The sequence below is a fragment of the Arthrobacter sp. FW306-2-2C-D06B genome (assembly GCF_021789175.1).
GTDB lineage: Bacteria > Actinomycetota > Actinomycetes > Actinomycetales > Micrococcaceae > Arthrobacter.
In genome coordinates, this window is the sequence record NZ_CP084560.1 from 4,249,827 (window position 1) to 4,262,329 (window position 12,503).

Below are 12,503 nucleotides of genomic sequence, written 5' to 3' on the forward strand. Positions count from 1 at the left end.
GCGGGCGTCGCCAGGGGCGACCTAGAGTTCGGCTTTCCCCTTGCGCCAGTAGCCCATGAACGCCACCTGCTTCCGGTCGATCCCCACATCCCTGACGAGATATCGGCGCAGCTCCTTGACGACCCCGGCCTCCCCTGCGATCCAGGCGTAGAACGGCAAGGCGCCGGCAGGAAGGCCCGGGTTACGGCTCGCTTCGATCGCGGCCGTGTCCATGCGCAGCGGGGTGTCCCACAAGATGTCCTGGTCCACATTGACGTCTTCGGGCTCAGGGCCGGCGGCGCCGTCGAGCGAGATGATGCCCACCCAACCGGGGACGGGTACAGCTCCGCGGACGGCTTCCTTCAGCGGCTCGCCGTGGGGCCGGGACCGGCCGAGGGCCGCGCCACGCGCGAGCCACGTGATTTCAATGTCGGCGTCTGTGGCGAGGTCCTGGAAATCGCCGGCCTCGGGTACTTCGAGGAAGGCATGGCCGGTGATTCCCGCAGGCAAGGATTCCAGGATCGCGCTGATCGCGGGGACCGACGTTTCGTCGCCGGCAAGGAGGACCCGCTGCGCCAAGCCGGGACGCCATTCGATGCCGGAGTATGTCTCTGCGGTGACGCAGTGGGCTGCCCGGTTGTTGGGCCCGATGATGGTGATGGAATCCCCGGGTTTCGCGCCGAGCGCCCAGTTGGCCGCGGGCCCGCCCGTCGGGTAAGCCGAACCGCCGTCGACGTCGGACCCCGCCGCGCCACCGCCGTCGGTGCCGCCGTCGGTGTCGCCGAAGTGCATCACGAAGTCGACGTCGATCTCCGGATAGACGGCGTCGAGCCTCTCGTTCCGCACGGTGTAGGTCCGCATCGAACCGCGTACCGCGGGGTCCATCGCCAACCACTCTCGGTACCAACCGGCGTCGCACGTATTGAAGGCGGGCAAGGGCAGCGGGCGACCGTCGGCATCGAGCGAGGGAATCATGAGTTTGATACGCAAGTCCAGGGTGTTCCCTGAAACACCGAATCCGCGCAGGCAATATCCCCCGAACGTGATGCGGCGGAAATTGGGTCCGAGATCCTCGACGGCGGTGATGGTGACGTCGAAGGCGAGGGTCATCGGCTCCGTGATGGCGTTTCGCACACCTGTGTCTGCGTTCATGAGGCGAACTCCAATTCGATGCGTGTTGAGGGAGCGGCGGTGTGGTGCCGGCCGATCGGGAGAATGAGCGGGGTGCCGGAAATTGGATCTGGAACCACCCGGGACTCCAGGCCAAAGACGTCGCGGACCAAGTCCTCGGTGAGCACTACAAGCGCGGGCCCCTCGGCGACGATTGCCCCGGACTTCATCGCGATGACGTGGTCCGCGTATCGCGCTGCCAGGTTGAGGTCGTGCAGCACGATTGCCACGGTGGTTCCGCGGTTGCGGTTGAGATCGGTCACCAGATCCAACACCTCCACTTGGTGTGCCAAGTCGAGGTAGGTGGTGGGTTCGTCGAGCAGCAGGACGTCCGTCTCCTGCGCAAGGGCCATGGCGATCCACACTCTCTGTCGTTGGCCGCCGGACAGTTCATCGACGTTCCGTTCAGCCAACTCCAACGTTGCGGTGGATTCGAGCGCGCGCTGAACGGCCAGATCATGCACAGACCGGTCACCAGTCCTCCAGCTGCGGAAGAATCCTTGGTGCGGATAGCGTCCGCGGCCCACGAGCTCGCGGACGGTGATGCCATCCGGGGCAAGGGGGTGCTGCGGAAGTAGGCCGAGCGTGCGGGCGAGTTCACGGGCCGGGCGGGAGTGGATGTCCTTGCCATCCAAGGTGACGACGCCGGCGCTCGGCTTCAGGAGCCTCGACAGCCCTCGGAGCAACGTGGATTTTCCGCAGGCGTTGGCACCCACGATCATGGTCACTTTGCCTTCGGGGATCTGCGTCGAGAGTCCTTCGACCACCCGTCGTTGCTCGTATTGGAGCGTCAAGCCGTGTGCGCTCAGTTGTGCCATGTCAGGCTTCCTTTCGATTGGACGTGACCAGGAGCCACAACAGGAATGGAGCGCCGAGGGCGCCGGTAATGACGCCGACCGGCAGGACGGTGCCGCCCAGAATCAGGGGCGCCACGTTGTATGCGAAGTAGTCGGCCGCCAGGACAATGAGGGCGCCAGTGAACGCCGACGCCGGCAGGCTGGGCCGCCCGACCATCCGTCGGGCGATCGGCCCGGCAAGGAATGCGACGAACGCAACCGGCCCGGCAGCCGCCGTCGCCACTGCTGCGAGCCCGACGGCGGTAATCACCAGCCCGAAACGCACGGCGTTCACGCGGATTCCCAGTCCGGCCGCGGCATCGTCCCCGAGTTCGAGCATGCGCAGCGGTCCCGCGAGGATGGCCAGTGCGGGAACAAGGACTGCGAGCGAGGCGAGGAGGACGCCCACACGCTCCCAATTGGCCGAATTCAAGGAACCGTTGAGCCAAATGAGGGCCTCGGAGGCTGTCCGGATGTCCGCCCGGGTCATAAGGAAGTTCACCACTGCCGCCAATGCGGCGGCGATACCAACGCCGGCGAGGATCAGGCGGTTGCCTGCCGCATTCCCGCGCCGGCTGCCCGACCCGCCACCTGAACCGCTGCTGCCTCGCGAAATGGCGTAAATGAGGAGCGCGACGCCGATCGCCCCGGCGAGCGCAGCGGCGCACACAGCGGCACCGGACGCGCCGAACACGACAATGGCCAGGACCGCCGCAGCACTCGCCCCGTAACTGATGCCGATAACGTCGGGGCTTGCGAGCGGGTTGCGGAGCATGGTCTGGAAGAGCCCGCCGGAGAGGCCGAAGGCCACTCCGATCAGGATTCCCAGCACGGCCCGGGGCAGTTTGTTTTCCATGACGATGAAGTTTGCGCCGGGGATCTTCTCGCCGCCTGTCAGGTGGGCAGCGAGGATCCTGAAGAAATCGGGGATGGTGACCGTGTAGCTGCCAAGGAGCACGGTCACCGCAAAGAGGACAACGACGCCGGCGCCCAGGAGCGCGGTCATGCTGCGGGGCTTCCGCCGCGTGACGCTCACAGTGAGGCCCCCTTGCCCCGGCGGACGAGCCACACGAAGACGGGAGCCCCGACGATGGCCGTCATGATGCCGGCGGGGACTTCGCCGGGCAGCAGCGCCACCCGGCCGACCACGTCCGAAACAATAAGGAGGGCCGGTGCGAGAACCATCGAGAACGGCAGGATCCAGCGGTAGTCCGGGCCGGTAAAGAAACGCACTGCGTGTGGAACAACGAGCCCGACGAATCCGATGGGACCGGCCAGCGCGGTGGCTGATCCGCACAGCAGCACGATGCCGAGCGCGGCCACGCCCCTGGCCAGGGCCACGTTCTGGCCGAGTCCGCGGGCAACGTCGTCGCCGAGCGCCAGGCTGTTGAGGATCCGGCCGCTGCCCAGGACGATCAACGCCCCCAGCAGCAGGAAAGGCAGGCCGGTCAGGATCACGGACCAGTCGCGGCCGGCAATTCCGCCGACCTGCCAGAAACGGAAGCGATCCAGCGTGTCCTGGCTCGAAACCAGGATGACATTCATCAACGAGTAAAGCCCCGCACTCAGCGCCGCCCCCGCCAAAGCGAGCTTCACCGGCGTCGCACCGTCCCGTCCCATCGAAGCGATCAGGTAGACGACGACGGCGACCGCGGCGGCGCCGACGAAGGCGAACCAGATGTAGCCGCTCGCCCCTGAGATACCGAAAAGGTAGATACCCGCGACGACGGCCAGTGCCGCCCCCGCGTTGACGCCTATGATGCCCGGGTCAGCCAAGGGGTTGCGGGAGACGCCCTGCATTGCGGCGCCGGCAAGGCCAAGCGCAGCCCCGGCCACCAAACCGAGCACGGTCCGTGGAATGCGGGTGTGGACCACGGCGTGGTTGCCGTCGTCGGGATTGAACCGCGTGAGTGCCTGCCACACAGTTTCAAGGGACATGCCCCGCGCGCCGATCGCGAGCGAGGCTGCGCAGACAAGCACAAGAACCACGACGGCGGCCAACAGCCAAGCGGCCTTCGCGCGAACTGGCAGGTGTTGCCCCTTGGAGGCGCGTTGAGGGTCACCGGTTGCCAGTTCGCGCGCGGTTCCGCCCACGGAAGGTGGGCCCGCCGTCGTCGTACTCTGTGTCATGTCAGGCGTGTCGCTACTTCGCTGCCGCGTCGGCGCCCTTGGCCAGCTGGGGCAGGAACATGTCCAGCGCCCACGGCAGGCTCAGGGGCGAGGATGCGGAGATCGCCAGGGTGAGGGTGTTGTCGGAGCCGGCAACAAGGGCGCCCTTCTTGATCGCCGGAATCTGGCCCAGCAGGGGGTCCTGCTTGATCTGGTCCGTAGTCTTGGAATCCGGCACCCAGGTCACGAAGACGTCCGAGGAAAGTTCGTTGGCCTTTTCAGCGGACCACGGAACGAAGAATTCCTTGGAGCCCTTGCTGGCTTTCTCCACCACGGGAGCAAGCTTCATGCCGATTTCGGACAGGAAACGCGGACGGTTGTCGTTGGCTGTGTAGACGTTGACGCCGTCGCCCTTCGCAGGCTCGAGGTTGCCGTAGATGAAGGTCTTGCCGGCGAGCTGCGGGAAGGCGTCAACCTTGCTTTTGATCGTCGCCTCGGTGTCCGAGACGAGCTTTGCCGCCTCTGAGTCCTTCCCCAAGGCCGTGCCGATGATCGTGGTTGCTTCCTGCCATGGCGTGCCGTACGCGAGCTCGGGCTGCGCCACCACCGGGGCAATTTCCGAGAGCTTCTTGTAGTCGGCTTCGGTCAAGCCCGAGTAGGCGGCAAGGATGACGTCCGGTGCCAGCTTGGCGATCTCCGTGAAGTTGATCCCGTCCGCCTCGGAGAACTGGGCCGGGGCCTTGGCGGTGCCGAAGCCGGCGCCCAACTTCTCAAGCGCGGCGTCCTTCCAGGGAGTGGAGCCCTTGTCGTTGTTGCCCCAGGCAACCTTCGGAACACCGACCGGCACGACGCCGAGAGCCAAGGCGACGTCGTCGTTGACCCACGAGACAGTCACCACGCGCTGCGGTTGCGCCTTGATGGTGGTCTCGCCGAAGACGTTCTTGAGAGTGACCGGGAAGTGGCCGCTCGAGGCCGGGGACATCGCGGAACTGGCGGTGGTTGAGCCGGTCGAGCAAGCGGTGAGGGACAGTGCGACGGCGGCAAAGGCTGCGGTCGCTACACCTGCGGTCTTCAGCAGGGCACGGCGTGAGGGGCGGGAAGCCACGGGACTCCTTAGGTAAGTGATGCAAACCTAAGTAAGGCTAGCCTACCCTTTGGATAATTACGAAACGTTTGTGTCGCGTAATTAATCCGCCGTTCTGGTGCCCCCGACGCTCGCTCACCTATGTGGCACTTTCGGCGGACGCTCGCTCACCTATCGGGCACTCTCGGCGGACGCTCGCTCACCTATATGGCACTTTCGGCCGACGCGCGCTCAACTCTAGTGAGCGAGCGTCGGGCCCGCGGGACTTCAACGCACGGTATTTTGGACACCGAGGACGGCGTTTGCAAAGATGACAGAGCCGGTTGATTCAACGGACCGCGCCAAGGCCGCGAAAGCGGCGAAGATCGAGAGGATGAGCATGCGCACTGCACACGTTGGCGCTGCCATGGTTGGCGAGGTGGCCGTGTTGGCCTACTTGGCATCCCCCTCCGCGTCGGCCATCCCGCTCGGCGGCCAGGAAAACTAACCCCGCCGCCCCGCACAGAAGCACGCGAAGAGTTCCTTTGCTGTGCCTTCGGATCGCAGACGCCAGCGTCCTTCCTCTTCGGAGCCCAAACGATCTGAAAGAACTGCGCCGTGCAGAAAATAACCGCCCAACAAATCCGTTCCTCATTCATCAATGCGAGCCGCTCGGAGGCCGCCAAACTCAACCTCCCGAAGGACTTCGATTCCCTCGACTGGGACAAGCTCGAATTCCTTGGCTGGCGAGACGAAAAGATGCCGATGCGGGGATATCTCGTCCTCCCGAACGGCGGCTCCCTCACTGGCATCATGCTGCGTGCGCCGGAGGGAGGCTCCGGCAAGAAGCGCTCTGTACTTTGCGAGCTGTGCCGTGACGTGTTTTCCAAAGACGATGTCTATCTTTGGGTTGCCAAGCGCGCGGGCCAATCGGGGCGCGACGGCAATACCGTCGGGACGTTGATCTGTGCCGAATTCGGCTGCTGCGCCAACGTCCGCAAGGAGCCCCCGGCGAATGAGATCAATCCGGACCCGGCCGCCGTCGTCGTTCGCCAAATCGCCGGACTGCAGTCCCGGACCGCCCAGTTCCTGGGCCGGGTCCAAGGAACGTAGACGCCGCGGCGGCAAACGCTCGCTCACCTTTGGGGGCAAAACCGCCGACGCCGGCTCACGTCAAGTGAGCGAGCGTCGGCCGAAAGTGCCACACAAGTGAGCGGGCGTCGGGGCTAGCGGAGCACGATGTCCACCGGGTTGGCTTCGGAACGCCATCCGCCGGGTACGCCCGGGCCGCCGATAACGGGAGCAGTGAGCACGCCGGAGCGGTTGGTTCGTTTGTCGCGCAGGATTTCGGTGACCGATCCTAGGTGCCGGGAGAGGTCGATGACGTTTTCGGGCGCAGCCAGCAACAACTGGAAGCCGAACTCGTGCAGGGCCTTGATTCCTGCGCCGGCGAATTCCTCCGATGCCAGGACGAACGCTTCGTCCATCATCACCGTTCCGTAGGTGGTGAAACCCTGCTCGGCGATGCCCAACTGATAGCTCAGGGCCGCAGCCATGATGAACGCCGTGAATCGCTGCCGCTCTCCACCGGACATAGAGCCGGTGTCCGCGTGCATGTACACCTCGGTCCTCTTGCCACCCCGAGGGCCGCGGACAGAACGGTGCTCCTTGCACTGGATGAAGAGATGCCCGCGGACATCCAGCACCTCGGCTCGCCACCGCCGGTCCTCGGGGGTTTGCGAACCGAGTCGTTTGACCAGCGTTTCGAGCGACTTATAGCGGTTGGTGAGTTCGACGTCGTCGTCCGCCGCGGTCGGGGCACCGGCGCCCGCAACTGCGCCAGCGGCGCGGGACGGTCGCGTGTGGCGCGTCTTCAACGCGTTGTGGATGGCGTCCTTGAACTGCTTAGCGGTGGCCGGGAGCGTCTGTTTGATGTCGAGTTCCAGGAAGCTGCCCTCGTGGAAATTGACCTCGGACAGGATGCCGTTGAGGGGGAGGATACGGCTCGTGATGGCGCGGCGTTCCTCGTCGAGCAAGTGGAGCAAGGTGCTGAACGATTCGTGCGTGCGCTGGTTGAAGAACTGCCGGAATTCGGCTTCCTGCGCGGGCAACCCTTCGCTGACGATCTGGTGGTAGCGGGACTCGAACTCCCCTGCAGCACCGATCGAGGTGCCGTGGTCCGCGGAAATGGCAGTGCCCCATTCGCGTACGAATCCTTCGAACATGCGTGTCAGCCGCTCGGCCAACGCCTGCCCGCGCGATTCGGCAGCGTGCAGTTCCGCCAGGAGCTTGCTCCGGACTTCGGCAGCGAGGGTATCGAGTTCGTGGAGCTCGCCCACCTCGCCGAATGCGCTGAAGTAGGGTTCGAGGGCAGTCGCGGTAGTGCCCGACGGCGGCGCCTCGTCAAGGCGGTTGCGCGCGGCATCCAGGAGGGCATCAGCCGTGGTCATCTGGTGGTCGAGCGTCTTGTACTCGCTCTGCAACACCGCCGCCGACCCTGTGGAGGACTGGTGCTTTTCGCGCACGGCCTCGATGTTTGCACGCAAAGGTTCCAGATCGGCCTGCGCAGCCAAGGCATCCTTGAGCCGCTGTTCGATCCTCGCGAGTTCCTCCAAGGCTACCGCTGCGGAGACCTGTTCCCAGCCACGTTCGTCGTCGGCGATGCGGCGCAATGCTTCAAGCTGGCGCGTCATGCCTTGGTGGGAATCCTCGCGGCTTTGGGCGAGTTCGGCGGCCTTCAACAGCTCGTTTTCGAGCTCGCCCACCTTCGCGGCCACGAGCTCCAGCTTGGAAGCATTGTCGAAACCGAGAACGTAGTCCTGGCGGCTCGTGAAGCGATCATCCTTCTCGACCGTGTGCCTGTTGCGCTTGACCACGCCGCCCAGGCTCAGTCCTTTGTCCAGCTTGGCGAGCTCGTCCGGGTCTTCGACGCACGGGTAGGCGAAATCGAGGGCGATCCGCTCGCGGATCCACTCACCGGCGTCGGCGTTCGCCCCCAGGGTGAGGATTTCCAGCTTCGTCAACAGGTCGCCGTCGGACACGTCCTCCACAGCCAAAGCGCCGCCTGCGAGCGGCTTGGAAACATCCACCGCCCGAAGGGCGCCACGGACAGTGTTGTCATTCAGGTAGCGCGTGACGGCGGCAAAATGCTCACCGGGAACCAGCAACGTCGTGGCGAGATTCCGCAAGGCGCGCTCGGCCGCGGGCCGCCACTGTTCCTCCCCCTCGGCGAGGTCGATCAGCTCGCCTCCAAAGGGCATGCGGTCCTCGGGAACGCCCGTGGCTGCCGCGATTGCGGCGCGGTTTTCAATGCTCGACGGCGGCAGCAACGACTTGCGCGTCTTCAGCGAAACGAGCTCCTGCTGGGCTGCGGCGAGTTCGCGTTTCTTGGTGGCGTGGCCGTCGAAAGCTTCGAAGCGGAGTTCCCGCAGCGCCTCGGAATCGTCCTTGAGTTCGGCGGAGCGGCTCGCTGCCTGCTCGTGGGCCTGCTCCCACCCCTCAGCCGTCCACTCAAGGTTGAGTCCGGCGTCGGCCAATGCTTGGCGGGCCGCCTCCTCCACTTGCTGCCGGAGCTTGAGGCCGACCCGGGCATTTTCAAGCGACTGCTCGATCGCCGAAATCGCGTTACCGCCCTGGTTGTTGTAATCCGATTCGAGCTGGCGAAGCTCCTTGGCGAGCGCGTCCCGGACGCCTCGCTCAGCGCTGAGCTCCTTGGCTTTCGCCTGGGCAAGGTCCTTGAAGCGGGCCAAGGTCTTGGCATGGACCGTGACCGAGAGCTGCTGCTTGTAGGCGTCGAATTCCTCGCCGCTGAGCTCCCGGAGCCGGTTGGCCTCCAGCAGCGACTGGGCATACTCCTTGTTCATCCCGGGCACGGGTGCGAGCTGATCGCGCTGCTGGCGGACGTCCTCCAGCCGTTGCCTGATGGACATAAGGTTGCTGAATTCCTCGACGACGTCGTCGGCGGCAGTCAGTGTCGCGGGCGCGTCGAGCACCTGGTCCCGGAAGAATGTGTTGACGCTGCCGCCAAGCCCCTTACCGGCCTGGATCACACGCAAAAGCGGAAGCGCCTGGTCCGAGTTGATGCCAAGAAGCCGGCGGAAACGCTCCGCAAAAGCCTTGTGGACATCGAAGATCTGGGCGTCCGGGAAGATGGTCTCCAGCGCGCCCTTGGTGAAGCGCTTCTCCGCGATGCCCTCGATCGCTCCGAGATCCAGGGGCTTGTTGTCAATCACGTAGAACCGGCCGACGCTGGACTCCGTGCCGTTTTTAGGCAGGTCAAAGAGGGCCGAAATAGTGATCTTGGTGCCGGCCGCGTTGTCGAATGTCAGCGCGACGGCGGACCAGGTGGCACCGGGGCGCTGGAAGGCACTCGCCGAGCCGTCGCCCACGGCCTTGTCGCCCACTTTTCCACGCATGTACGTAAACGTGGTCCTCTTGTCCTCCACTGCCCCGCCAGCCCGCTGCGCCGCAGCCTCGTTGGAGCGCGGACGGGCATCGAAGACGCGGAGCATGGCATCGAACAACGTCGACTTGCCGACGCCCGAATTGCCCGTAAGCAGCGTGCCGTTGCGGTCCACGTGCATCGTGTGGGCGCCATGGAACGTGCCCCAGTTGACCACCTGGACCAAGGCAAGGCGCATCTGGCCCGGGTTGGTGAGTTCGCCGATCGGAAGCATGGTTGCAATGGTCATTTGGCTGCCTCACTCTCGAACGAAACCCCATTGGAGCTGTGGTCACCTGTCGCGACGCCACCGGACACATGCTCTGCATGCTCGCTCGTTCCTCGCTTAGACGCATGCTGCCGCATGTCCCCGTCGTCGCCGCTGCGGTCGGTCACCGGATCCTCGCCGTCCTCGACGTCGGAGTCAGCGTCGCCGTTGGAGTTGGAGTCATCGCCGTCGTCGTCCGCGTCTGGTAGTTCGATGAGGGGTTCGGTGCCTGATTCGTCGGCTGCTACTGCGATCAGTGCTTCGATTTGGGCTGGGATGTCGCCGATGTTTTCGAAGGGGAGGGCTAGGGGGAGCGCCCGGGAGATCGCGAAGGTGTCTTCGATGCCCGTGGCCAGGAGGAGTTGGCGGGCCAGGAGTTTGGTGATTGCGCGATTCACGACGTCGGTATCGCGGAGGGCGTCTTGTTGGCCGGACGGCTGGTAGTGCGCCACGAGTTCAGCAATTTCTTCGCGAGTGATCACCGGGTCGGTCTGGGCCGTGACGTGGCGGTCGAGGAGGAGCCTCAGGCGCAGAAGCACGATGGTTTCCACCCGGCTCAACGCGCGTTGCTGGCGAAGGATGCTCGAGCGGGCGCTTCCTCCGATGGCTTCGGGATCGACGGGTCGGAGCACCGCGATCTTGCGTTCGTGGTCCAGTTGCAGGTTCAGGAAGAGCTCGGAAAGCCGGCTGCGGAGAATCACTTGGTTGTCCAGGAGGGTCGTCCAGAGCTTTTCGTCGCGGCCGCCGTCGACATAAGGGCCCTTGAGCAGCCGCACGAGGGCCTGGCGGACCTTCATGGGCAAGACGCCGGTGTCGGCCGGGAACAGCGCCGCGCCGTCGACGAACGTGTCGCGGGGCGTGACCCGGAACGGATCCTGATGGACATGTCCATTCTCCGCCGCCGATGACGCCGCAGGTTCCGCGGTCCCGGAATGCGCATGTCCATCCTGCGAAGCCTCCGACTGGACATGCTGCGTTATGTCCACTCCTTGCTCCGAAGAGGGGGCATGCTCGGTGAGGTGGGCGTCAGTCATCGGAATCCTTAGTCAGCGTCACGAGCGGCAGGTACGCGGTGCGTGTGCTGCCATCGATTTGTTCGAAGTCGATGTTTTCCCAGGCTGCCCGGTCGAACGCCGCACCGCCGTGCAGCGCTTCGGACAGGAGGGCCCGGACAGTGTTGATGTGCCGTTCTTCCTCAGGGAGGTTCGCCCAGGCCCCCGCCAATGTGGAGGCGCCCGCCATTGCCGAGCGGACGACGTCGGGCCTTGCCTTCGCGGAGCGCAGCGAACGCACGCGGTCCGAATCGCTGAAGGCGATGGGGTCGGCGAGCTTTGGAGGCGCGGCAAACTCATCGGGGTCGAAGAGCTTGACCATGGCGAGTGATTCGAATCCCGCATTGAACAACACCGGTCCGCGGACCAGGCCGGAACGGTCGCGTTCGTAGGGCATGGAGCGGATAGCCTGTTCGGCTTCTCGCAGGACCTGCCGCAGCCGGACGGACTGGCGGATGTCGTCGCTCTGGATGTAGTTGTTCAGGCTTTCGGACAGCCGGCCGTAGATGCGCTGGATCTGGCTGTGCTGGGTACGCAGTTCCGCCACGAGGTTCTTGAGGGTTTCCCGGTCCTCATGGCTGAGGTCGTCCGCGAATTGGCGGCTCAGCACGTCACCGATCGCTGAACGGAAGCGCAACTGTTGCTGCGGGTCCTCAAGGAACGCCGTGAAGGAACGGAACGTGCGGCCTTCGGGGCTCTGCCGCAAGCGTTTGTCCGCCTCCAGGACCTGCGCCATGGTGGCACCCTTGCTGAGCGATTCTTCGATGATCTGGTTGCGGAGCTCGCCTACCAGTTCTTCGATGCGGTCACGCATCTTCTTGTAGTCGGCAGGCAGGCTCGCCGCAAGGTCCAGGATGTTGCCCGCTGCTTCGACGGCTTCCTCATCGTCCAAGAGACCGTCGAAGTCGCCGGAACTTATGTCCTCGATCAGCTGCTGGCGCTCCTGGATCTCCTCCTCGAGGGATTCCAGACGGGCGCTTTGATCGGGGTTCGTCTCGTTGGCGAGCTTTTCGACGTCGCCCAACAGCGTTCCGAGCCGGGAACCGTTGAGGGTGGAGCGTTCGCTGGAGAGGCTATCGAGGAAAGCCAGGACGCGCGCGGCGGCCTCTGTGATTTCGTAGACGATCTGGCCGGACTGGCTGCGTCGGGTCAGGAACTGCTTGCGGGTCCATTCGTCGGCAAAGGCCTTGCCACTCCCCTGCCCGCCCAGCCCGGGATCCTGCCTACGGAGCTGCTCAAGGAAAGCGTCGACGTCGGCATGGAACTCTTCGAGCGGAAGCTGCGGCCTTGTCCGGGTGAAGGATGCCTGGAGCACCGCGATGACCCAAGGAGCCGAGCGTGTGAGGGCCCACGCGGGCCCTTTGGTCAGGACTTCGAGGTCTCTGAGCCGAGCACTGATGGCATCGGCTGAGGACATTGCTGAACGGGACACTTACTCTCCTTCAGCTGCCGCGAAACCTTCTGGCAGCGGAAATCCCGAAAACTGCCCCGTACAAGGTTAACGCAGGGTGCGCCGCAACCCTTCCGTGATCTACCTGCCGGTATGGTTTCGATCGCGTATCAACGGCCTCGGCGCCGGTGTCGT

At 64.8% G+C, this 12,503-nt stretch carries 9 protein-coding genes; 1 reads left to right on the forward strand and 8 read right to left on the reverse strand.

Annotated features, from left to right (window positions below; all coding sequences use genetic code 11):
• Positions 1-21: 21 nt before the first annotated feature.
• From LFT47_RS19810 to LFT47_RS19830, 5 genes are read right to left on the reverse strand one after another with little or no spacing between them, the layout of a single operon-like run.
• On the reverse strand, positions 22-1,131 hold the full coding sequence (locus LFT47_RS19810) for a siderophore-interacting protein (protein WP_236813410.1): 1,110 nt from the start codon (positions 1,129-1,131) through the stop codon (positions 22-24).
• Positions 1,128-1,967, reverse strand: a complete 840-nt coding sequence (locus LFT47_RS19815; RefSeq protein WP_236813412.1) for an ABC transporter ATP-binding protein — start codon at positions 1,965-1,967, stop codon at positions 1,128-1,130. Before LFT47_RS19815 ends, LFT47_RS19810 begins: the two co-directional genes overlap by 4 nt.
• Before the next feature lies 1 nt (position 1,968).
• Positions 1,969-2,991, reverse strand: a complete 1,023-nt coding sequence (locus tag LFT47_RS19820) for a FecCD family ABC transporter permease (protein ID WP_236818726.1) — start codon at positions 2,989-2,991, stop codon at positions 1,969-1,971.
• A gap of 26 nt (positions 2,992-3,017) precedes the next feature.
• Positions 3,018-4,115 (reverse strand): FecCD family ABC transporter permease, encoded by a 1,098-nt coding sequence (locus LFT47_RS19825; RefSeq protein WP_236813413.1) that lies wholly within the window; start codon positions 4,113-4,115, stop codon positions 3,018-3,020.
• A 13-nt stretch (positions 4,116-4,128) separates the two neighbouring features.
• Positions 4,129-5,199, reverse strand: a complete 1,071-nt coding sequence (locus LFT47_RS19830; RefSeq protein ID WP_236813415.1) for an ABC transporter substrate-binding protein — start codon at positions 5,197-5,199, stop codon at positions 4,129-4,131.
• Positions 5,200-5,775: 576 nt separating this feature from the next.
• Here LFT47_RS19830 and LFT47_RS19835 point away from each other — a divergent pair.
• Positions 5,776-6,270, forward strand: a complete 495-nt coding sequence (locus LFT47_RS19835; protein WP_236813417.1) for an FBP domain-containing protein — start codon at positions 5,776-5,778, stop codon at positions 6,268-6,270.
• Positions 6,271-6,383: 113 nt separating this feature from the next.
• On the opposite strand, the gene LFT47_RS19840 is transcribed toward LFT47_RS19835, so the two are convergent.
• From LFT47_RS19840 to LFT47_RS19850, 3 genes are read right to left on the reverse strand one after another with little or no spacing between them, the layout of a single operon-like run.
• Positions 6,384-9,848 (reverse strand): ATP-binding protein, encoded by a 3,465-nt coding sequence (locus LFT47_RS19840; RefSeq protein WP_236813419.1) that lies wholly within the window; start codon positions 9,846-9,848, stop codon positions 6,384-6,386.
• A complete protein-coding gene (locus LFT47_RS19845; RefSeq protein ID WP_236813421.1) occupies positions 9,845-10,900 on the reverse strand; it encodes a DUF4194 domain-containing protein in 1,056 nt (351 codons plus the stop codon). Before LFT47_RS19845 ends, LFT47_RS19840 begins: the two co-directional genes overlap by 4 nt.
• Positions 10,893-12,350, reverse strand: coding sequence for a DUF3375 family protein (locus LFT47_RS19850; protein ID WP_236813423.1), 1,458 nt, complete (start codon positions 12,348-12,350; stop codon positions 10,893-10,895). Before LFT47_RS19850 ends, LFT47_RS19845 begins: the two co-directional genes overlap by 8 nt.
• Positions 12,351-12,503 lie beyond the last annotated feature (153 nt).

Coding starts and splice junctions, on each gene's coding strand:
- LFT47_RS19845 (WP_236813421.1), bottom strand. CDS start 10,900: ATGACTGACGCCCACCTCACCGAGCATGCCCCCTCTTCGGAGCAAGGA.
- LFT47_RS19825 (WP_236813413.1), bottom strand. CDS start 4,115: ATGACACAGAGTACGACGACGGCGGGCCCACCTTCCGTGGGCGGAACC.
- LFT47_RS19815 (WP_236813412.1), bottom strand. CDS start 1,967: ATGGCACAACTGAGCGCACACGGCTTGACGCTCCAATACGAGCAACGA.
- LFT47_RS19820 (WP_236818726.1), bottom strand. CDS start 2,991: ATGACCGCGCTCCTGGGCGCCGGCGTCGTTGTCCTCTTTGCGGTGACC.
- LFT47_RS19810 (WP_236813410.1), bottom strand. CDS start 1,131: ATGAACGCAGACACAGGTGTGCGAAACGCCATCACGGAGCCGATGACC.
- LFT47_RS19840 (WP_236813419.1), bottom strand. CDS start 9,848: ATGACCATTGCAACCATGCTTCCGATCGGCGAACTCACCAACCCGGGC.